This window comes from Streptococcus infantis, from assembly GCF_047460405.1.
Classification (GTDB): Bacteria; Bacillota; Bacilli; order Lactobacillales; family Streptococcaceae; genus Streptococcus; species Streptococcus infantis_Q.
The window spans coordinates 14,359-36,741 of record NZ_JASHGH010000015.1; the positions used below are offsets into that span (position 1 = coordinate 14,359).

Below are 22,383 nucleotides of genomic sequence, written 5' to 3' on the forward strand. Positions count from 1 at the left end.
GTGAAAAATATGTTAAAGAAAAATGATATTGTAGAAGTTGAGATTGTCGATTTGACCCATGAGGGATCAGGTGTTGCCAAGGTCGATGGCTTGGTCTTTTTTGTAGAGAATGCTCTTCCGACTGAAAAAATCCTTATGCGTGTCCTTAAAGTCAACAAAAAGATCGGCTTTGGTAAAGTTGAGGAATACCTTACGCAATCTCCACATCGTAATCAAGACTTAGATTTGGCTTACCTGCGTTCAGGCATTGCCGACTTGGGACATCTAGCTTATCCAGAGCAACTCAAGTTTAAAACCAAGCAAGTAAAAGACAGCCTTTATAAGATTGCTGGAATCAGGGATGTAGAGGTTGCTGATACTCTTGGTATGGAAAATCCTATCAAGTATCGTAACAAGGCTCAGGTTCCTGTTCGTCGCGTTAATGGTGTTCTGGAGACTGGTTTCTTCCGTAAGAATTCTCACGACCTTATGCCATTGGAGGATTTTTACATTCAGGATCCAGTCATTGACCAAGTTATTGTAGCTTTACGTGATTTGCTCCGTCGATATGACTTGAAGCCTTATGATGAGAAGGAACAGTCAGGATTGATTCGTAACCTTGTTGTTCGTCGAGGTCACCATTCGGGACAAATCATGGTTATATTAGTGACAACTCGTCCTAAAGTTTTTAGAGTTGAACAGGTAATTGAACAACTGATCAAGCAATTTCCAGAAATTGTGTCTGTCATGCAGAACATCAATGACCAGAATACCAATGCTATTTTCGGGAAGGAATGGCGTACACTTTATGGTCAAGATTATATTACCGATCAAATGTTAGGCAATGATTTCCAAATCTCTGGACCAGCCTTTTACCAGGTCAATACTGAAATGGCAGAGAAACTTTATCAGACAGCCATCGACTTTGCGGAGTTAAAACAAGATGATGTCGTCATCGATGCCTACTCAGGAATTGGGACTATTGGACTATCTGTCGCTAAACATGTCAAGGAAGTTTATGGCGTAGAGGTTATCTCAGAAGCAGTAGAGAATAGCCAGAAGAATGCTGCTTTAAACAATATTACCAATGCCCACTATGTCTGTGACACAGCTGAAAATGCCATGAAGAATTGGCTCAAGGAAGGCATCCAACCAACTGCCATCCTAGTCGATCCACCACGCAAGGGCTTGACTGAAAGCTTTATCAAAGCAAGCGCCCAAACAGGAGCTGACCGCATCGCCTATATCTCCTGTAACGTCGCTACCATGGCGCGTGATATCAAACTCTATCAAGAATTGGGCTATGAATTGAAGAAAGTACAGCCGGTGGATTTGTTTCCGCAAACGCATCATGTTGAGGCGGTATCACTGCTTGTACGAGCTGATTCATCAGTGAAGTAAAAGCAGATGTTCCGCCCATGGGATAGGACTCGTAGAATGAGGAGGGAAACCGACGAAATGATACGGTAAGTCCGAACCGCCGAGTGTGTAAGTTTGTTAGTGGAATGTGGATAATCGTTCAAAAATCAGAAGGACTAGAGATGTATATGTTGGAATTATATCAAAAATCCTTCTTATAAAGATCTAGTCGCATTTGAGTCCTTAAAAGAAGGAAAAGAATTTGTATACAAAATAACTGGATATACTCTAGAAAATGAAGATGATTTTGTTCAAGGTAATAAAGTAGAAATAACGAACATTTAAATGAAAGGTTTAGAGTAAACATGAGTCTCTTATTTGAAGAATTTAAAACCATTTGTTTCCATTTAAATCGAGTCGGAATTACACCGACACTGATGGGTTCTTTGGGATTGGAGTTTAGAACGAAAGAAAATTGGGGGCCGTCTGACATTGACATTCATGTGCCTGGTGACCCTAGAGGTTGGGAAGCACCTGATCATCTCAGAATTTATGACTGGGACAAGATAATGAAAGTGATGAAAGACTTAGGCTACGTCTTAATAGATATTCATGAGCATGAATTCAAAAAGGATCGAGTGAGTGTTGAATTTGGAAGTATCGATTCCTTACCTGATTTTGCAGGTGTTTCGGAATCGGATATAGAGCTTATTCACATTGAAGGCATCACTTTTCGTCTTCCAAGTCTGGAGCAGTATCTAAGTATTTACAAAGCTTCTTCTCAAGACTCCTATCGAAATGATCACAATAACAATAAGGATTTTAAAAAGATCGAGTGGCTGGAAAGACATTTGTAAATTATCATATGAAAAGTAGTAAGTTGTAAGACTGGCTGCTATGTTATTTTTATCATCATTTTTATTGGTCATTTAATTTATACTATATTGGCTAGTAATAGAATTAGTAAAGAAAAGGATTTTAAATTTTAGATCAGCTTATCCATTATTGAAAGTAACGATTTTATAATTAGATGATTAATGTTAGAGAATTATCAATTGTAATTCTAAGTGGAGTTATGGATGTCGTTTCTTTTGGAAGTGATGATAATCTTTCCGTTCCACAGTATCATTTTAAAATGATTTTCATTGCCTTTTGTTTATTAGTATAAAAGCAGAATATTACCACATGTTGAGTGTGTGAGTTTGTTAGTGAAACGGAGTTAATCCTCAAAAGGTTCACCCAAACCTTTTGAGTCCCACAAACGCATCACGTTGAGTGTGTGGCACTTTTGTCCAAACTCGACGTCGATAAGCATATAGATGGTGAAATTAAGCTTAATAAGCTCGATTTGACAAGTGCTGAAAGTAAAACAATCAAGGAATATATATATTGAAAAAGTTTGATTTAAAGGTTTCGACACATTTTATTGCACAGATTAAAAAGAAATTTGGTATTGTACTGAGGGAGCATTATAATAAATTGGAAAAAGAGAAATAGTTTATTCCACAATGCATACCGGAAAACGAGGAAACTATCATCGATGCTTTAAGGTATTTTAAGATGATTTAATAGAAAAGGTGCTAATTCAAGTTAAAAATTATATGAAAAAGGAGAGCGAATATATGGAAAGTATTAATATTGAATGTCAAGTGTTTACTCCTCACAATATTGTCGTTGAGATATTAAATCAAGTTGGGTATATAGAAAAGCTATATGGGAAAAAGGTTCTAGAAAATTCTTGTGGTGATGGAGCTTTTCTTGTTGAAATTGTTGATAGATATATTATTGACTGCTTGAAACAAAATTTTTCTAAAGATAGGATAATCTATGGATTGGAAAATGATATATACGGAAATGAAATAGATGAGAAGCACAAAGTGAATTGTATAGATAATTTAAATAGGGTTGCGAAAAAATATAATATTGATTGTGTTAAATGGAATATTGCACAGAATGACTTTTTAAAAAGTTCTATTATCGAAAAATTCGATTTTATTATAGGAAACCCTCCGTATATAACATATTCAGATTTAAATAAAACTACAAGATCTTTCATTAAAAAGAATTTTATAGTGTGTTCAGATGGGAAACCAGATTATTATTATGCTTTTATTGAAATGTCTATAAAGCTATTAGCTGATGATGGTAAATTAGCTTATCTGATACCTAACAACATTTTTAAAAATAGATTTGCAGATAGATTACGTATCTTTATGTTACCTCATTTGTCAGTAATAATTGATTATACAACAGAAAAACTCTTTGAAAATAAATTAATTTCTTCTGCTATTATTATTTGTAATGGCACACAGAACAATAACGATATTCAATATGTAAATAAGGTAAAAAACCGAGAAATAACATTGCATAAAAATAGTTTAACAAATAAGTGGATTTTTAGAAAAAAAGAAGTAGTTAAAAAAAAGGCAAAAAGAAAATTTGGTGATGATTTTAATGCAATGTGTTCGATTGCTACGTTATTAAATGAAGTATTTATAATAAAAAAATATGAAGAATATAATGAACATATATTGGTTAATGGGTATAAAATTGAAAAATCGGTATTAAGAGAAGCCGTTAGTCCAAGATCATTGCAGTATGCCCGAAAAGAATTTTTGATTTTTCCATACTCATATGGAGAAAATAATAGTATATTGCGCTTTGAAGAATCAGAGTTTATACAACAATTTCCAGGAGTGTACAACTATTTAAAATCCTTTAGTGAAAGATTAAATAAGCGTGATAAAGATAAAAATGCACAATGGTTCGAGTTTGGAAGATCACAAGCATTAAGCCATCTTAATCAAGAAAAATTATTGTTATCTACTTTGATAACAGAAAAAGTTAAAATACATCACATTACTAAAAATCAAGTACCTTATTCAGGGATATGTATATATCAAAAAGGAGATTTGTCATTAGAAATTGCAGAAAAGATTTTGAAAAGTGATGAATTTTTAAATTATGTTTATGATATAGGGATTAATGCTAGTGGAACAACAATGAGGATTACAGCAAGAGATGTTATGAATTTTGAATATACTTTGGATTAGGAAGAGAAATTACCATGGAGAAGATATCATTCAATGTAGATGCTTATACAGCTCGTTTAATAGGACGGGAAAATGTATCAAAATTAAACGGTGCTATAATTGAATTAGTTAAAAACACATATGATGCGGATGCTACGATTTGTGTCTTATATTATGAAAAAACAACTAATTCGCTATATATCGCAGACAATGGTTGTGGTATGACAAAGGATGTCATTATAAAACACTGGATGACTATTGGAAGATCGACAAAAAAGGATAGATTTATTAGCAAATCAGGTCGAATACAAACTGGAGCAAAAGGAATTGGAAGGTTTGCTTTAGATAGGATATCTGATACATGTGAAATGTTTACTGTTTCTGTGGAAGGAAAGTTAATTTGGAAGGTTGATTGGGAGGATTTTTCAAAGAGTGATAATATTACAGATGTAACAGCAGATTTGTATGAACCAACTGTATCAATAGATGGGTTTCTTGATGAAGTTATTAATTACGAAGTGAAAAATATAATATTAAATAATTTAAAAAACACGGGAACTATTTTTAAGTTAACTTCTTTAAGAGACTCATGGAATGATAATGTTATAAAAAAAATCAAGGACGATTTAATAACATTAATACCATATGAAATGAAAAGTGAATTTCAAGTATATTTCTTTGATGAACAAAACTCAAGTGAAGATGCTGATGTATTAGATGTTGAGAATGCTTTTTCTTATGATTATAAAATTAAATTTAATGTTCTGAAAGATGGAAAAACTTATATTGAGATACATAGAAATGAATTTGACTTTGGTGATAGATTTGATGAAATAATTACACAAGCTGAATTTACTTCAGAAGATGAACAGTATTTTAAAGGCAAATATATTTGTATAGAAACAAACTTTGCACATATGCTACCAAAACGTGGGGAGCAGTTTAAAAATACAATAGGTGAATTTTCCGGAGTTTTGTATTTTGAAAAAGTGACTTCTTCAAAAACAGATGCTGAAAAATATTTCTATAAATTGTCGAATAATCGTAATAATAAGAGGGATATTTTTGGGGGAATAAAAATATATAGAGATAGTTTTAGAGTGAGACCTTATGGAGAACCCAAAACATCTGATTATGACTGGCTGTTATTAGCTGGTAGAAAAAACAAATCTCCTGCTGCACCTTCACATCAAACAGGTGCGTGGAGGGTTAATACTGATCAAATAATTGGATCAATTTTTATTTCTCGCATGAATATTACATTACCAGACCAATCTAATAGAGAAGGTATTGTAGAAACAAAGGAATTTGTATTATTAAAAGAATTTTTAATTAATGTGATTCAGGAATTTGAAAAAGATAGGCAATATGTCTTTCGTAAGTTAGATGCTCGCTATGATAAAATAATGGAAGCTGCAAGGATACAAGCTGAAATTAATAAGAAAGCAGAAGAAGCAAAGGCTGCTAGAGAAGATAAGAAATTTTTAGATGATAGCAGTGAACTCAATCAAAAATCAGAATCTGCTAAAAGTTTTATAGATCCAGAAGAAGCTAAAACCGTTTTAGATCATAAAGATACAGTTATTAAAAACTTAGAAGATGAGAATAGATTGCTAAGAACATTAGCTACAACTGGTATAGTTACTAACACTTATGTCCACGAAATTAAAGATATAACTCATAAGCTAAGCAGAAAGATTGTTATGGCTAAAGAAGCTTTGGAATTAGATAGAAACTTACAAGATGGGTTAAAATATGTAAATGAAGCTAATGTAATGAGAGATTCATTAAATTCATGGTTCAAGGTAACAATAGGTTCTGTAACACGTGATAAAAGAACTATGAAAAAAACAGATTTAATCTTTCTGATATCACAAACGGTAAAGTCATGGGAAGAAACACTTAAAAACGTTTCAATAGTTTTAGAATTTCAAGGTTCAGAAATACAATTAAAATGTTTTCCTTATGATATTGAAAGCATTTTTAGTAATCTGATTGCTAATAGTGTAAGTTCTTTTGAATCCTGTTTTTCAGATAATAAGAGTATAAAAATCGTAGTATCTGACTTAGAACAAGAAATTATTATCAAATACAGCGATTCTGGACGAGGGTTATCTCGTGCCTATAAAGATAATCCAAGAAAAATATTAGAACCTATGGAAAGTGATAGAAGAAATGAAATGGGAGAAACTATTGGCACTGGTATGGGTATGTGGATTATAAATAGAACGGTTGCTGACTATAATGGAAGTATAGATTTATCCGATAATATGAAATATACTTCTGGATTCTATGCCACTATAAAATTAATAAAGAAATAGAAGTGGAGGACTGACATGTATAGAATAGGATTTATTGATGATGATCGAGATTCATATGAGGATTATCAAGTACGTTTAGCAAGAAAAAATATTGAATTACTATATCCAGACGGCATTACTGAAATGCCAGAAATAATAGAATGGCTTTTATCTAACGGTATTAAATGTTTTATTATAGATTATAAACTTAATAATAAATTTAAGTTTTTGGGGACGGAATTAATTACTTATATAAATTTGAAAGTCCCTGATTTACCATGCTTAATATTAACTAATTACCCTGAAGAATCAATAAATGAAAATTTAGTAATTATAAATTTGATTGAAGATAGAAATGTTTTAGCTGCAAATGATATAGAAGAGTTTGTAAGAAAGATCAAACAGGCTGTTGATGTTTTTGAAACTAGGTTACATAAATATCATATCGACTATGAGAATCTTCTCAAAGCAAAGAAAAATGGTTCTATATCAGCAATAGAAGAAGAACAGTTTATAGATTTATATAAATTATTACGTGCATATGGTGAAGTAGATGACTTGCCAATTCATCTTTTAAGTAGCGAGGTTAATCAGAAAATTGATGAAATACTTGGAAGAGTAAATGTTTTGGTAGAGGAAATCGAAAACAGGTAAAAGTTATGCGAATACATGGAGAAAATGAAATTAGTAGAAGTATTGATGTGAATCAAGAAAATGACTATAAAAAATATGTTCCTCATTTGAGAGAAGACTTTAAACATATATGCGGTTATTGTGGAAAACCTGAAGAGGTTACAACAAAAGGTTTTGAACCAGATCATTTCGTTCCTGACAGAATAGATTCAAGTAGAAAACTTGATTATTCCAATTTAGTATATTCTTGTTTCACATGCAATAGAAAAAAACTCGGCAAATGGCCAACGGAAAATAAAGATAAACCCAATGATGGAGAGGTTGGCTTTGTAGATCCTGTATTAAAAGAATATGATACTCATTTAGGCAGAGATAAAGAAGGTAGTATTGAATTCTATACAAATATTGGTAAATACATGTATAAAAATGCATTTAGGTTTGATATACGGCCGATGAAGGAAATATGGAAAATTAGTCAATTGATTAATGCAAAGAAAAATTTACTTGAAATTAAGGATAAGCTCACATCAGAGGAATTGATGAAATATTTAGAATTAGATAAGGCTATAGAGGAGTTGAAGAAAATATTATTCGAAAAAAAAGAGTAATCAGATATTATTGCGGTTTTGACTAGATATTAAATCTATAAAATGATGTATCATGATATAAATTTATATAAAAACAAATGCTGATATATATAGTTCATATACGATATTCTGAAGCGGTAAGTTTATTAGAGAAGTGTAACTAATCCTCAAAAGTTCACTGAACCTTTTGAGTCCGTCCATGCGACAAATTGAGACAGAAGGTCGAGAAGGTTCCCTGGGGAATAGCTGTCGTAGAGTAAGGAGTTTACGACGAAGTCATACGAAAACAGCAAACCTCTGAGTGCGTATGCTTGCTGGTAAAAAAGTATAGTTAATTGAAATAAGATATGAACAAAGAGGTTAGGAAAGTCAAAACAATGTCTAATAAATGTTTTAGAATCCAAGGCGTACTACTCTAAGTTCACTACACTATAAAAACTTTCATCTGAAGTGATTTAATAAACAGTTGGAATTTAAGGAGAAAAAATGATTTTAGAAACGGAAAGAATGATTCTTCGCCCATGGGAAGAAAGAGATGCCACTGATTTATTTCAATATGCCAGTGATCCCGAGGTGGATCCGATTGCAGGTTGGCCTGTACATATTAGCGTTGAAAATAGCAGGGAGATTATAAAAAGTTATTTTTCCGCGCCTGAGACATACGCTATTGTTTTAAAAGAAAGTGGGGAGCATAGGATTGATGATTGGCTCTGCAAATGATAAAGGCATTCCTGATACTGAGGCTGAGATTGGCTACTGGATTGGAGTTCCGTATTGGGGTAAGGGTCTGATACCAGAAGCAGTTCGTGAGATAATGAGACATGGATTTGATGACTTGAATCTGGAGAAATTGTGGTGCGGTTATTTTGACGGCAATACAAAGTCAAAGAGAGTTCAGGAAAAATGTGGGTTCCGTTATCATCATACAAAAGAGAACGTTCCATGTGCTTTGGAAGGTGTTCTTCGCACAGAACATATAACCTGTCTATCAAAGTCAGAGTGGATTTCATTTAAGTAAGGCATAGCTGTCGTAGAGCGATGCATAAACGACGAAATGATACGGTAAGTCCGAACTGCTGAGAGTGTTTCTCTGCTCTTAAAAGTGAACGAAAGGAATAATGAATAGCGTGAAGGTAGCTTCTCTAATCGAATAGAGGATAAGAATCAGAGTAATAGTTCAAGTTGGGCTTCTGGATACTATAGTCTGACATGATATCAATCTATTTCAGAAGCTGGACAAATTGTAATAACTTTCCTTGAAGGAATTGAGATAGATTTATAAGAGACTGCGACTGTGAAGTTGCAGTCTTTTTAGGGGTTTAATGGTATAATGAAATTATAAATGTGAATATTGTTTAAATTCTCTGGAGGACGCATAATGTTGAATTTAGTAAAAGGTCATCGAGTTAGCTTGGTAGAAAACCTGTTTGAGTCATTTACAAAGTTAACTGAACATCATTTGATGGCGAATGTACACGCAGAAAAAATATTAGAGGTTTTTCAACACTTTATTGCGATTCATGACGAGCCCTTATTTTTTATTTTGGAATTGCCTGTCAGTATTGATAGAGAAAAAGTAATAGCAAAGAATATTATCAAGGAATCCCATAAGGATGTTTATTATATTGATGGTTGTTCAAGAGAGGAATGCCTAGCACTGTTGATTAGATACGGTGATTTGCTTGTTAATGATGGACTAAGTAAGTTTGGATTTGGTGGGCATAAAAGTCATGATGAGATCATGCTTGATAGCTATAATGTTGTGACAATTTATAGTAAAGAACTATCGAAATTTAATGACTTTTTTGAACCTCATAATATTCAATTTGTAGAAGAACTAGTGACAGCTTGGAAAACTTTTTCTAAGACGTTACCAGGAATCTCTGAAATCTATGAAAGTAATGGAAAAACTGTTTATGACTTGCCTGAAGAATTAGCTGAATGGGGAATATATTTAGCTGAAACTCGAACAGAATAGGCATATCTATAGGATTAGAAAGAGAATATTTCAATTCCTCTAATACCCCAAATTTAACTTTAATGAATTTATAGGAGTAAAAGCTAGATGCAAACACACGTTGAGGTGGTATCACTCTTTGTACGATCTAAAAAAAAGTAGAGTAGATTTTTAGTATATTTATAGATGTGACATTGGACATTAGGAGGAATCTTATGCTTGGAGCAATTGTTGGAGACATTGTAGGTTCTGTTTATGAATGGGACAATATTAAAACGAAAGATTTTCCATTATTTCGTGATGATTGTTTTTTCACAGACGATACGGTTATGACCTGTGCTGTTGCAGAAGCCATTATGAATGGCGGTCAGAAGGATAACTTTATTGACGCCATGAAGAAATATGGTAGGATGTATCCCGATGCAGGTTACGGTGCGAGATTTAGTAATTGGGTTGATGGCGACGATCGTGAACCATATAATAGCTTTGGCAATGGCTCAGCCATGCGTGTTTCTCCTTGTGCTTGGGTCATGGATTGTAGTTTCTGTGCCAGAACAGGAGCCTGGCCGTCCAGAAGAGCTCTTGCACGACTTTCTGCAGAGGTGACTCATAATCATCCAGATGGTGTCAAAGGAGCTATGGCGACGTCTGATGCTATCTTTATGTGTCGCTATTACTTTGGAGGCTATAGTGGCGACTATGAGCAACCAATCAACGATAATCCTACAGAATGTAAGAGACTTATCAAGGAGCACATAGAGGAAGAGTATGGCTATGACCTATCGAAAACTCTGGATGAAATTCGCCCTCATTATCGATTTAATGAGACTTGCCAGAATACGGTCCCTCAGGCAATCATTGCCTTTCTAGAAAGTACAGACTTCGAAGATGCGATTCGAAATGCGATTTCCCTTGGTGGGGACAGCGATACTCTGGCTGCAATAACAGGCAGTATAGCAGAAGCGGCTTATGGAATTCCTGATTGGATTAAGGAAAAGGCTTGTTCCTACCTAGATGAGCCTTTAAAAGATGTGCTCAGACGATGGGAGAAAGAAGTTTCAATATCATAATGGAGACTAGCCAGTCAGTATCCTGTGGTGAAAAAATAATGTACGGACAGTTTAGAAAGGATTATCAATGCTTATATTAGAATTGTACCAAAATGATTTTTCTAAAGATTTAGTCGTGTTTGACTCTTTAGAAGATGGACGAGCTTTTGTAGCTCAAATTCCTGGATATACTTTAGAAACAGAAGATGGGTTTGAGGTGGAGTATGTGAACCCAAAACACTTGCCGGATTATATGGAAATTGTCTATAAGGGAAATATTGTGCCCTTTTCTAAGTTTATGTTCAACTCTGAGGAAAATGTGGACATTATTTGGAAAGAAATTTCAAATCTGTCCGTTAGAAACGATACAGTGATCCAAGGATTTTCAAAAATCGATGCCTATATCGTTAATAACGATGAAGTGAAAGCCTATGTAGAAGTTAGAGAAGCAAATTATCACAAGGCAAAGGACTTTTTAGATCACAACGGATATGAAGTCGATAGAAGCTTTTTCGGAAGTGAAGACGGTGAAGCGATTGTCTACAGAAAAAGAGGCGCCGAAGATTGGCACTTTTTGTGTCACCTTGATCCTTCTTTTTTAGAGATTGAAGATGTAGAAAGATATGTGAAAGAAGCCATGGAAGATATGCAATAGTTACTAAAAGTTCGTTTTGAATGTGTAGGATTGCTAGTTAAAGCGATTTGATATAGTTTTCAAAATAATCAATAAAAAATGTAGTATTTTAGCAAATATAATATGGAGGTTTAAGATGCCAACTACAATAGAAGTTAATAAGCAGAGTGTTGAAGCACTACTTGGTAGTGGAAGAACAAAACCATTTGTTATTCCAGAATATCAGCGTCCTTATGCTTGGACCGATGAACAGGTTGAAACACTGTTTGAAGATTTATGGGAATTTACCGTCAGTAATGGGGGTACTGAACGCGAAGGTTCGTATTTTCTTGGAAGCATCGTTTCGTATGAAAATGATAATGGTGAACAGGAAATTATTGATGGTCAGCAACGTATTACCTCTCTGTTTTTATTGTTAAGAGCGATTTACACAAAGCTATTTAATTCTCCATTATCAGAACGAACTCCAGAAGCAAACAATTTTATTGGTAAGATTGAACCTTCAATCTGGCGAACTAATAAACTGACTGGAACAGTTGATTATAAAACTACTCTTCTAACATCACGTGTTGTTAATAATGAAGGTAATGAAATTCTTCGTAAAATTCTCGAAACTGGAAGAGCAAATAAAGATTCTAAAGATAATTATTCTAGAAATTATATTCATTTTCAGGAGTTACTTGATAAACATTCAAGTGAGAATCCCTTAATGATTTATCAGTTCATTTATTCCCTATTAAATCAAGCTATTCTTTTACCAATAACTGCCGATACCCAAGATACAGCATTGACTATTTTCTCTACTCTAAATGACAGAGGCTTACCGCTATCTGATGCTGATATATTTAAAGCTAAAATTTATAACCATCTTGAGGGAAAAGATAAGGAAACATTTATTGAACGCTGGAAAGAGCTTGATGAACAAGCTACAGCAGCTAATGAAAGTATCCAACAATTATTTTATTACTATATGTTCTATCTTAGGGCTTTGGAAAAAGATACTAAAAGTACTACACCTGGTGTCAGAAAATACTATTCGAGTAACAAATTTGAACGCCTTTATCAATCTGAATTATTAGATAATTTATTCGTAATGATCGAATTATGGAAAGTAATTAATAAAGGTGAAGTGCTGGAAGATGAGAGTTGGTCATCAAATATAAAGATAAAACAAACATTAGATACACTTACTTCATATCCTAATGAGTTCTGGAAATATCCGGTGATTATATATTATATTTGTTATCGTAAGGATAAAAACTTTGAGGATAAATTTGCAAGATTCTTAAACAAATTACTCGCTGAACTAATGACAAAATACATTCTTATTCCAACTATCAATGCTGTTAAGGGTGATATTTTGAAATTAAATTCAGCAATTGTTATATCAGATATTCCTAAATTTGATTTCAAAGAACTAGACCAAGCTCAACTTGAAGCAGGAATCCAAAATCCTCACCGTAATGTGGTGAGAATGTTGCTTAAAACACTTGCTTATAAACATCAGGATTCATTATTACCAAGTAAATGGGAAATCGAGCATATCTTCCCTCAAAAATGGCAAACTAACTACTTTATCGATGAATCAGATCATAAAATCCGAGAGAAAATCGAGCATATAGGCAATAAATTACCATTTGAAAAGAAGTTAAATATTATAGCAGGAAATGGTTACTTTGCTAAAAAGAAAAAAGAATATGCAGATTCTAAGATCGAAATCACAAAATTTATGGGACTTTCTGAAATTCAAGAGTGGAATTTAGAGTCAATTTCGAAAAGAGATATCAGGATTTCAGATTCTATTATTGCAATTCTTAAAAAATGGAACAAAGAGTATTCGGTTATTACAAAAGAAATTGTTTCCAATAAACCTTCAGATGAGGATTTAGCTCGTATTGCTGAATTTAAGGAAAAAGGATGGATTTAATGGTAAATCAATAACAAGTAGCTGTGCGTTTTTCAAACTACTTTAGATTTTTATAGAGAGAAAGCGTATGAGATGATTGAAAATAGTGGAGAGAGATTTAATGCTAGAGTGGAAATCTATTATTCCAGAAGATGAATATGAAGCTAGTGCAGCTTTTAGTGAGAATAGTCATTACGAGATTTCTACGATGACTTTGAAGGGTAAGAAACATCTGATTCGATTGAAATTTCCCTTCTGTCATTTTTACCAAATCATAGATAGAGACTTATTTGATGCTCTTCATCAGATTCCTAGTTCGCCAGCGCTTGAATCCCCGATTTGTAAGCTAGAGACCAGTAGCCTGATTACAGAAGTGATTCATAGGGCGGGTGGAGTTTTGACTGAAGAAGAGTTGGTTCATTTTCGTATTTGTGCAAAGAATCTAGTCGTTGACTTAATTCTCTATAAAAATCAAGAGAGTGATATAAGGATAGAAGAGGTTGGTAAAAAATGAAGTGGGTTCATATTGGTGAGGAAATCAAGTATGATTGGTATGAATTACGGTGTCAACTTTCTCAAGAAAATCATCTGCAAATTTTTCTTGAAGGCTTAAAGAATCAAAAGTTAAAATACTGTATAGATTTTGGTAAGATTCTTTTCTGCAGATCTATCGATCAGGGGTGGGACCTGAATTTACTAGAAGAAGATTTACTTAGTGGACCAGAAATTCCCTATTTATCAGATGGGATTTTACTTGAAATAATAGATAGTCACCTCAAAAACAGAGTTCAAAAAATTTACTCTGTTCCAATCTATCACTACCAAGTTCAGGGAATTAATTTTGGGATAGACGTCCTTACAGAGGCATTTCCGATTATAAAAAAACTAGACTGAAGCCTAGGTAAAATTAAACCTTTTCAATAATAAAATAGACTCCATAATATCTATAGGGAATTTATCCACTAGAAATATTATAGAGCTTAAATCCTTACAGCTTTATCTACAGATTTTGGTAAGTTCTTTATAAAATATCCACCCTGAGGGAATCGAACCCCCATCTCAAGAACCGGAATCTTACGTGATATCCATTACACTAAGGGTGGAAACTTTAATTATTATATCAAAAAAGAGAGCTGAACTCAAGTTTTTTCTAAACTCAGCAAAAGGAGAATAAAAAAAGGATTCAGTATTGAACCGAATCCTCTATATGATTATTTTTTCTCAAGAAGAGCTTTGATTTCTTGAAGAACTTCCAATTCAGTTGGACCAGCAGGTGCTTCTTCAACAACCTCTTCTTTTTTAGTAAGGCTTTGAGCTTTTTCCATAGCTTTAATCACAAAGAATAGAACAGTACCAACTACAAGGAAGTTGATAATAGCACTCAAGAATTTACCGTAAGTAACACCATTCCATGCAAGCTCAGCGATGTTTTGTACTTTCGCAGCTTCCAAGGCTGGGTTCAATAGGAGTGGAGTGATGATATCATTAACAAATGAAGTCACGATAGCACCAAAAGCAGAAGCGATGATCACACCGACAGCAAGGTCTACAACGTTACCTCGGAGCAAAAATTCTTTAAGATCCTTTAACATTTTCTTTTTCCTTTCGAAATGTTTACAATCTAAATTATAACTTAATCATCTGTTGAATGCAAGAAATATGCTCAGTGTTTTTTAAAAACAAAAACTTTACTGAAAATATAGTTGAGGACTATGATAGTAACTTGTGCAAAAATAGTCTCAATTGTATTGATAGTATTGAGATTATCACCTACAAATTGACCGATAATATGGGGGAAACTTGTCACAAAAATAAAGGTCAGAAGCAGGTCTAAGAGGAAGGTAATGAATCTTGCAGTCGTAAATTTTATCAGACGCTTGAACCAATTTTTTCGTTTCTGTTTAAAAACAATGGTATCATTGGTGAAAAAAGCAAAGAGAATTCCAGCTATATTTCCCAGAGCAGTCGCCCATAATTCTTGTTGGAAAAAGTAAAAATTGGTGATACGAACAATGATAGAAACAAGAGTGGTTGCAACCCCGAAAAATAAGTAGGAGAGGATTTCATTGTCGAAAAAATTTTTTATACATGTTTTCATAAAAATAGTATAGCATAAAGGACATAAATGTGCTATACTTGAAAGGTTGACTTGTTCAACCCTTGGTGCTTAGCTTCTTTCACCAAGCATATTATACGCGGGTTAATCGCTAAAGGAGAATAATAGATGAAAAAACTTACTGTCCGTGATTTGGCAGACATTGCCATTGTCGCAGCAATTTATGTGGTTTTGACAATCACACCACCCCTTAATGCTATCAGTTACGGTGCTTATCAGTTCCGTATCTCTGAAATGATGAATTTTCTTGCCTTTTACAATCCTAAGTACATTATCGGTGTTACTCTTGGATGTATGATTGCTAATTTCTTCAGTTTTGGACTCATCGATGTCGCAGTTGGTGGAGGATCAACTCTTGTCTTCCTAAGTTTAGGCGTATGGTTGTTTAGCAAATATAAAAAAGACTATCTTTTTAATGGATTGATTCGTAAAGATCATTTCTTCTTTTCAATTCTTTTTTCGATTTCAATGATCACCATTGCTGCTGAATTGAATATCGTAGCAGAAGCACCTTTCTTCTTAACTTGGTTTACAACTGCTATCGGAGAATTCGCTTCCTTGATTGTTGGTGCTATTCTTATCGGAAAAATCGGTAAACGTCTTGATTTGACCAGATAAAGATATTACATCAAATCTTTGTGAAAAGGGCTGAACTTTGTTCAGTCTTTTTCTTTGTCCATAAAACTAGTTGTTCAATAAAAGTGATATAATAAGGGAAAAAGGTGGTTTAATTATGATAGATTATTTTTTGATTGGGCTAAAATCTATGATGAAAAGCTCGGTTTTGACTTTTGCTATTTACTTTATTTCCTTCCTTCTTTTACTGATTCTATGGCGTCGTTATGTGATTGTGCGTCAAAGTGGTGGAAACTTTTTTGCCCCGTTTCATATTGCTAAGGGAAGATTTTATATCCATAATGCTTATGTTTTTAAAAAGCGCATTATACCACTGAATAATATTAAAAAGATTGAGGTCGATTTTATTCCAAGTGTTAAATTGAATGGAGCTAGATATTTTTTGAGTATCCAACAAAAGAACGGAAAAGCTCTAGCCTATTTCTTTGGCCAATCAAAAGAGAATGATAAGCTTGTCAGAAATCTAAAAAATGAAACGAAAAAGTATCATATTAAAGTTATCATCAATTGGTAGGACTTTAGTCTAAGGATAGGTGAAAATGGAAAAACTAGAAGCAATCAGAGACAATAATCATTTAAGAAACTTGCTATTGGCAGAGTGTGATATTTATTTTTATGATGAAATAAGAGAAGTACAATTTTCTTATAACAATGAGGAATATTCTTTAGATTGTCATGCATTTGCCCAGGACGGCAGCGGGGGAGAATATATAATTCTTGAGGATGAGAGTATTGGCTTTATAGGGAGTGAAGACCAAGTTGGTCGGGTAGCAGAAAGCCTTGATAACTTGCTTACTTTCTTAATTCATGCTGGTTCTATCTCAGACTTTTCTTGTCGGTTACTCTACCAAAACAAGGATTTGTTGGCAAAATTCTGTCAGGGATTTATCAATAAAGCACGACAAAACTACCAGTCAAAAGGCGAAAAGTGGGACAAAGTGAGAACTCTACTTGCGCAAGAGTTGGGACTTAAATTTCAGCCAGAAAAACTGCAAGAGTTAGCCTTAAAATTTTATCAATCAGCCATAAGAACCCCTCTTTTCACTTGTAAATATGGTCATGGTGAGAATGAATATATTTGTGATTCTGTCTTGTCAGATATTGTGGGCTTGTGGGTTTCAGAGCTTGTTGGAATGAGTAGGGAAGAAATGATGAACTTTGGCAACTAATAACTAGATGGTAATGATTTTTCTCTGTAGCTTGGGTATGGATTTCTAAAAAAGATGATGGAAAAATAAGGTCTGAAATTAATTAAAAAAAGAAAAAACTTTATTTCCTTAAGTTTTTTTATGTTATAATAGTAACAGAAAAATTTTTAGGAGTTTATATGAGTTCTTCAGAATTTATTTCAAAGATTGATTATTATTGCCATAAGAAAGAGGGTCTATTTGACCAAAGCAAGTTTAAATATGCCATTCGCTCGATGTTTGCAGGTGCTTTCTTAACCTTTAGTACAGCCGCTGGGGCCATAGGTGCTGATCTACTCAATAGCATTGTTCCTAGTGCTGGCTATTTTCTTTTTCCCTTTGTGTTTGCTTGGGGACTGGTTTACATTGTATTTTTAAATGCTGAATTGGTCACATCAAACATGATGTACCTGACAGCTGGAACATTCTTGAAGAAGATTGACTGGAAGAAAGCCTTTATTATCTTACTTTATTGTGCTTTTTTCAACTTAGTTGGAGCCATCTTAGCAGGTTGGTGCTTTGCTAATTCATCGGCTTTTTCACACCTGACTCACGATAGTTACTTACCAAAGATTGTAGCCAAGAAGTTGGCACGACCTAGTGAGTTGGTCTTGTTGGAAGGGATTTTGGCAAATATGTTTGTAAATATTGCCATTCTATCTTCTATTTTGGTTAAGGATAGCAGTGCTAAGTTGTGGATTATCTTATCAGCTATCTCTATGTTTGTTTTCTTATCTAACGAGCATATTGCAGCCAACTTTTCATCCTTTAGCATTATTAAATTCAGCATTGTTTCTGACCAAATTGCTAACTTTGATATTCCAAATATCCTACGCCATTGGGGAGTTACCTTTATTGCTAACTTGATTGGTGGAGGATTCTTGATAGGCTTACCATACGCTTTTTTAAACAAAAACGAAGAGACTTACGTTGATTAGACCTGAGTATTTTATATTGGCTAATAGAAGAAGAGAGAATCATTGCGATTCTCTTTTTATTTAGAATTAAATGCAGTCATTACTGGCTGATAACTTTAATCTAATCTTTATTTCAGAAATTTATTATTACTCCAATTGGTAAAATATATTAAATAATTTAGTATAGAAAATATAAACCTAACTAAAATAATAATTATAAATTAATAAAATAAATGTATAGAATAAGGATGGAAAGGATTGCTAAAATTAGTAAGAATTTAAAGTTATGTCTTAAGAAAGCCTTCCCATAATTTCGATTTTATGTTATAATATTCACAAATAAAAGTTTTAGGAGTTTATATGGTTTCTTCAGAATTTATCTCAAAAATTGAATTTGCTTGTAAGAAAAAGGAAAGTCTTTACAGTCAAAGTAAATTCAAGTATGCTATCCGTTCAATGTTTGCTGGTGCATTCTTAACATTTAGTACAGCAGCTGGTGCAGTTGGAGCTGACTTGATTAATAAGATTGCTCCTGGTAGTGGACGTTTCCTCTTCCCATTTGTTTTCGCTTGGGGATTGGCTTACATTGTCTTCTTGAATGCTGAGTTAGTAACATCTAACATGATGTTCTTGACAGCTGGTAGCTTTTTGAAAAAAATTAGCTGGAGAAAAACAGCTGAAATTCTTCTATACTGTACACTCTTTAATTTGATCGGTGCTCTTATAGCAGGTTGGGGATTCGCTCATTCGGCAGCTTTCGCAAAATTGTCACATGAAAGCTTTATTTCGGGTGTTGTAGAGATGAAGTTAGGGCGTGGTAATGATTTAGTCTTGCTTGAAGCTATCTTGGCTAATGTCTTTGTAAATATCGCGATTCTTTCATTCGTTTTAGTCAAGGATGGTGGAGCAAAACTTTGGTTGGTTCTTTCAGCGATTTACATGTTTGTATTCTTAACAAACGAGCACATCGCCGCAAACTTTGCATCATTTGCTATTGTGAAATTCAGTGTTGCTGCTGATTCAATCGCAAACTTCGGTATTGGAAATATTCTTCGTCACTGGGGTGTAACTTTCATCGGTAACTTTATCGGTGGTGGTCTACTCATGGGATTACCTTACGCTTTCTTAAATAAAAACGAAGATACATATGTAGATTAAAAGTTGGATTCATTCCAACTTTTTCTTTTTGTTTATCCATGCTATAATGAAAGTAGAATAGATAAATTTAGAGGAATAACATGAACGAGATTAAATGTCCAAATTGTGGCGAAGTCTTTACAGTCAATGAAAGCCAGTATGCAGAACTCTTGTCGCAGGTACGAACAGCAGAGTTTGATAAGGAATTACATGACAGAATAAAACAAGAGTTGTCTCTGGTTGAGCAAAAGGCTTTGAATGAGCAACAGACCAAACTGGCTCAAAAAGATCAAGAAATTGCCCAGCTTCAAAGTCAAATTAACAGCTTTGATACAGAAAAAGAATTGGTCAAAAAGGAAGTGGAGCAAAGTGCAAGTCAAAGCTTGCTAGAGAAGGAAAAAGAAGTCCAAGCTCTCGAAAATCAATTGGCTACCTTGCGCTTAGAGCATGAAAATCAACTACAAAAAACACTATCTGATTTAGAGAAAGAACGTGATCAGGTCAAAAATCAGCTCCTTTTACAAGAAAAAGAAAACGAACTTTCTCTGACTTCAGTTAAACAAAATTATGAGGCCCAGCTTAAGGCGGCTAATGAGCAGGTTGAGTTCTATAAGAATTTCAAAGCCCAACAATCTACAAAGGCTATTGGTGAAAGTCTGGAACACTATGCGGAAGGTGAGTTCAACAAGGTTCGTAGCTTTGCCTTCCCCAATGCCTACTTTGAAAAGGACAACAAGGTTTCAGCACGTGGTTCTAAGGGCGATTTCATTTTCCGTGATTTTGATGAAAATGGACTAGAATTCATTTCCATCATGTTTGAGATGAAAAATGAAGCAGACGGGACAGAGAAGAAACATAAGAATGCAGACTTTTACAAGGAATTAGACAAAGACCGCCGTGAGAAAGACTGTGAGTATGCTGTTTTGGTAAGTATGCTTGAAGCAGATAACGACTACTTCAATACTGGGATTGTCGACGTCAGTCACGAGTATGAAAAGATGTATGTCATTCGTCCTCAATTCTTTATCCAGTTGATTGGTCTTTTACGCAATGCGGCTCTTAACTCTCTTAAATACAAGCAAGAATTAGCACTTATCCGAGAACAAAATATTGATATCACTCATTTTGAGGAAGACTTGGACGCTTTCAAGGTAGCTTTTGCAAAGAATTATAACTCGGCTTCTGTCAATTTTGGCAAGGCCATCGATGAGATTGATAAAGCCATTAAGCGTATGGAAGAGGTCAAGAAATTCTTGACCACATCAGAAAACCAACTCCGCCTTGCTAACAATAAGTTAGAAGACGTTTCAGTCAAAAAACTGACACGAAAAAATCCAACCATGAAAGCTAAGTTTGAAGCATTGAAGGGGGAGTAGAAAGCAAGACATGAACGGTATTATCAATTTAAAAAAAGAAGCGGGGATGACCTCGCATGATGCAGTTTTTAAGCTGCGTAAGATTTTGGGAACCAAGAAAATTGGTCACGGTGGGACGCTAGATCCTGAGGTGGTGGGTGTTTTGCCGATTGCCGTTGGTAAGGCGACTCGCATGGTCGAGTTTATGCAGGACGAGGGCAAGGTCTATGAGGGTGAAATCACCCTAGGCTATTCTACGACCACCGAGGATTCTAGTGGTGAGGTAGTTTCAGAGACACCAGTTTTGTCACCTTTGAATGAGAATCTTGTCGATGAAGCAATCGCTAGTCTGACAGGTCCTATCACTCAGATTCCACCTATGTATTCCGCTGTCAAGGTCAATGGGCGCAAACTTTATGAGTATGCGCGTGCTGGTCAAGAAGTAGAGCGTCCAGAGCGTCAGGTGACGATTTATCAATTTGAACGGACAAGTCCGATTTCTTATGAGGGTCATCTTGCACGCTTTACTTTTCGTGTAAAATGCAGTAAGGGAACCTATATTCGTACCTTGTCGGTTGACTTAGGAGAAAAACTTGGCTATGCTGCTCATATGTCTTATTTAACACGAACAAGTGCAGCTGGGTTACAGTTAGATGATGCTTTGACCTTAAGTGAAATTGAGGAAAAAGTACAAGCTGGTGAATTAGACTTTCTTCATCCCTTGGAGATTGGGACAGGTGACTTGGTCAAGGTATATTTGACCCCAGAGCAGGCAGAAGAAGTGCGTTTTGGTCGCTTTATTGAATTGGAACAAACCGAGAAGGAATTGGCTGGTTTTGATGGTGAAAAATTACTAGCCATTTTAGAAAAACGTGACCAACTCTATAAGCCTAGAAAGGTTTTCAATTGATTAGGACTGGTGGTAAAATCGCAAACTGATTTTTAGTTTTAAAAAATACTAAAAGACAGTTCAGTTTAGACCCGAAAAAGTTATGAAAAAGGGTTGAAAACACGGTGATATTTGACAGTTTTGCTTGCTTATGATAATATTTAAATAAAGAAAAGCTAGAAAATTTTCAGAGGATATTATGAGTATTGAGATGACTGTTAGTGAGATTGCTGAGGTCTTGGGCTTGTCCCGCCAAGCAATCAATAACCGTGTCAAGGAATTACCTGAAGAAGATACGACTAAAAATGATAAAGGAGTCACTGTGGTAACTCGTAGTGGCTTGATTAAGCTTGAAGAAATCTACAAAAAGACTATTTTTGAAGATGAACCTGTTAGTGATGATGTGAAGCAACGTGAATTAATGGAGATTCTTGTTGATGAAAAGAACGCTGAAATCATCCGTCTTTATGAGCAATTAAAGGCCAAAGACAAACAGTTAGCTGAAAAAGATGAACAGATGCGTGTCAAAGACCGTCAAATCGCAGAAAAAGATAAGCAATTGGATCAACAACAACAGTTAACCTTACAAGCTATGAAGGACCAAGAAACCCTTCAGTTGGAGTTGGATCAGGCTAAGCAAGAAGTACAAGCAACGAAGAAAGGCTTCTTTGCTCGCTTATTTGGAGGATAAGAAAAAGCTGCTTGGTTTC

The 22,383-nt window shown here is 34.4% G+C and carries 22 protein-coding genes, 1 tRNA gene, 2 pseudogenes and 1 riboswitch; of the genes and pseudogenes, 22 read left to right on the forward strand and 3 right to left on the reverse strand.

Translation table 11 applies throughout. The features are described from left to right. Positions 1-9 precede the first annotated feature (9 nt). The 14 genes and pseudogenes from rlmD (at position 10) to QM928_RS07590 (ending at position 14,330) form a co-directional block, all read left to right on the forward strand. On the forward strand, positions 10-1,380 hold the full coding sequence (gene rlmD / locus QM928_RS07525) for a 23S rRNA (uracil(1939)-C(5))-methyltransferase RlmD (protein WP_414294927.1): 1,371 nt from the start codon (positions 10-12) through the stop codon (positions 1,378-1,380). Positions 1,381-1,703: 323 nt separating this feature from the next. Next, positions 1,704-2,195 (forward strand): nucleotidyltransferase, encoded by a 492-nt coding sequence (locus QM928_RS07530; RefSeq protein ID WP_075230087.1) that lies wholly within the window; start codon positions 1,704-1,706, stop codon positions 2,193-2,195. Positions 2,196-2,593: 398 nt separating this feature from the next. Beyond that, positions 2,594-2,907, forward strand: a pseudogene (locus tag QM928_RS07535) (23S rRNA (uracil-5-)-methyltransferase RumA); the annotation flags it as partial. A 53-nt stretch (positions 2,908-2,960) separates the two neighbouring features. Then, positions 2,961-4,391 (forward strand): Eco57I restriction-modification methylase domain-containing protein, encoded by a 1,431-nt coding sequence (locus tag QM928_RS07540; RefSeq protein WP_281334861.1) that lies wholly within the window; start codon positions 2,961-2,963, stop codon positions 4,389-4,391. Between the two features lie 14 nt (positions 4,392-4,405). Continuing rightward, positions 4,406-6,691 (forward strand): ATP-binding protein, encoded by a 2,286-nt coding sequence (locus QM928_RS07545; RefSeq protein ID WP_153225499.1) that lies wholly within the window; start codon positions 4,406-4,408, stop codon positions 6,689-6,691. Between the two features lie 15 nt (positions 6,692-6,706). Continuing rightward, positions 6,707-7,324 carry a chemotaxis protein gene (locus tag QM928_RS07550; RefSeq protein ID WP_153225500.1) on the forward strand — a complete coding sequence of 206 codons (618 nt, stop codon included), beginning with the start codon at positions 6,707-6,709 and terminating at the stop codon, positions 7,322-7,324. A gap of 5 nt (positions 7,325-7,329) precedes the next feature. Further along, entirely contained in the window at positions 7,330-7,911 is a 582-nt protein-coding gene (locus QM928_RS07555; protein ID WP_153225501.1) for an HNH endonuclease, read from the forward strand. 465 nt (positions 7,912-8,376) lie between these two features. Beyond that, positions 8,377-8,908: pseudogene (locus QM928_RS07560) on the forward strand (GNAT family N-acetyltransferase). Between the two features lie 360 nt (positions 8,909-9,268). Then, on the forward strand, positions 9,269-9,868 hold the full coding sequence (locus QM928_RS07565) for a hypothetical protein (protein WP_153225502.1): 600 nt from the start codon (positions 9,269-9,271) through the stop codon (positions 9,866-9,868). A 194-nt stretch (positions 9,869-10,062) separates the two neighbouring features. Then, entirely contained in the window at positions 10,063-10,917 is an 855-nt protein-coding gene (locus tag QM928_RS07570; RefSeq protein ID WP_153225503.1) for an ADP-ribosylglycohydrolase family protein, read from the forward strand. 67 nt (positions 10,918-10,984) lie between these two features. Next, the gene (locus QM928_RS07575) at positions 10,985-11,551 is read left to right on the forward strand and encodes a hypothetical protein (protein ID WP_153225504.1); all 567 of its coding nucleotides are present in this window, start codon (positions 10,985-10,987) and stop codon (positions 11,549-11,551) included. A gap of 115 nt (positions 11,552-11,666) precedes the next feature. Further along, complete coding sequence (locus QM928_RS07580) at positions 11,667-13,457, forward strand: DUF262 domain-containing protein (RefSeq protein ID WP_414294926.1); 1,791 nt, start codon at positions 11,667-11,669, stop codon at positions 13,455-13,457. 100 nt (positions 13,458-13,557) lie between these two features. After that, complete coding sequence (locus QM928_RS07585; protein WP_414294925.1) at positions 13,558-13,950, forward strand: hypothetical protein; 393 nt, start codon at positions 13,558-13,560, stop codon at positions 13,948-13,950. After that, complete coding sequence (locus QM928_RS07590; RefSeq protein WP_414294924.1) at positions 13,947-14,330, forward strand: hypothetical protein; 384 nt, start codon at positions 13,947-13,949, stop codon at positions 14,328-14,330. Before QM928_RS07585 ends, QM928_RS07590 begins: the two co-directional genes overlap by 4 nt. Positions 14,331-14,467: 137 nt before the next feature. Here the strand turns inward: QM928_RS07590 and QM928_RS07595 are convergent. The 3 genes from QM928_RS07595 to QM928_RS07605 form a co-directional block, all read right to left on the reverse strand. Continuing rightward, positions 14,468-14,539 (reverse strand) — tRNA-Arg (locus QM928_RS07595). Positions 14,540-14,647: 108 nt separating this feature from the next. Next, on the reverse strand, positions 14,648-15,028 hold the full coding sequence (gene mscL / locus QM928_RS07600; RefSeq protein WP_075231750.1) for a large conductance mechanosensitive channel protein MscL: 381 nt from the start codon (positions 15,026-15,028) through the stop codon (positions 14,648-14,650). A 71-nt stretch (positions 15,029-15,099) separates the two neighbouring features. After that, a complete protein-coding gene (locus QM928_RS07605; RefSeq protein ID WP_049508472.1) occupies positions 15,100-15,534 on the reverse strand; it encodes a GtrA family protein in 435 nt (144 codons plus the stop codon). A 28-nt stretch (positions 15,535-15,562) separates the two neighbouring features. Next, positions 15,563-15,660: riboswitch (PreQ1 riboswitch) on the forward strand. Between QM928_RS07605 and QM928_RS07610 the strand changes: the two genes are divergently transcribed. From QM928_RS07610 to QM928_RS07645, 8 genes are all read left to right on the forward strand, one after another. Next, on the forward strand, positions 15,661-16,170 hold the full coding sequence (locus QM928_RS07610) for a QueT transporter family protein (protein WP_414294923.1): 510 nt from the start codon (positions 15,661-15,663) through the stop codon (positions 16,168-16,170). A gap of 115 nt (positions 16,171-16,285) precedes the next feature. Next, positions 16,286-16,702, forward strand: a complete 417-nt coding sequence (locus QM928_RS07615) for a hypothetical protein (RefSeq protein WP_414294922.1) — start codon at positions 16,286-16,288, stop codon at positions 16,700-16,702. 25 nt (positions 16,703-16,727) lie between these two features. Continuing rightward, positions 16,728-17,357 (forward strand): hypothetical protein, encoded by a 630-nt coding sequence (locus QM928_RS07620; RefSeq protein ID WP_414294921.1) that lies wholly within the window; start codon positions 16,728-16,730, stop codon positions 17,355-17,357. 158 nt (positions 17,358-17,515) lie between these two features. After that, complete coding sequence (locus QM928_RS07625; RefSeq protein ID WP_414294920.1) at positions 17,516-18,313, forward strand: formate/nitrite transporter family protein; 798 nt, start codon at positions 17,516-17,518, stop codon at positions 18,311-18,313. A gap of 339 nt (positions 18,314-18,652) precedes the next feature. Further along, positions 18,653-19,450, forward strand: a complete 798-nt coding sequence (locus tag QM928_RS07630; protein ID WP_075229484.1) for a formate/nitrite transporter family protein — start codon at positions 18,653-18,655, stop codon at positions 19,448-19,450. A gap of 80 nt (positions 19,451-19,530) precedes the next feature. Then, the gene (locus tag QM928_RS07635; RefSeq protein WP_414294919.1) at positions 19,531-20,805 is read left to right on the forward strand and encodes a DUF2130 domain-containing protein; all 1,275 of its coding nucleotides are present in this window, start codon (positions 19,531-19,533) and stop codon (positions 20,803-20,805) included. 10 nt (positions 20,806-20,815) lie between these two features. Continuing rightward, complete coding sequence (truB, locus tag QM928_RS07640; RefSeq protein ID WP_414294918.1) at positions 20,816-21,694, forward strand: tRNA pseudouridine(55) synthase TruB; 879 nt, start codon at positions 20,816-20,818, stop codon at positions 21,692-21,694. Positions 21,695-21,872: 178 nt separating this feature from the next. Further along, positions 21,873-22,364, forward strand: a complete 492-nt coding sequence (locus QM928_RS07645; RefSeq protein ID WP_049504976.1) for a DUF536 domain-containing protein — start codon at positions 21,873-21,875, stop codon at positions 22,362-22,364. Positions 22,365-22,383 lie beyond the last annotated feature (19 nt).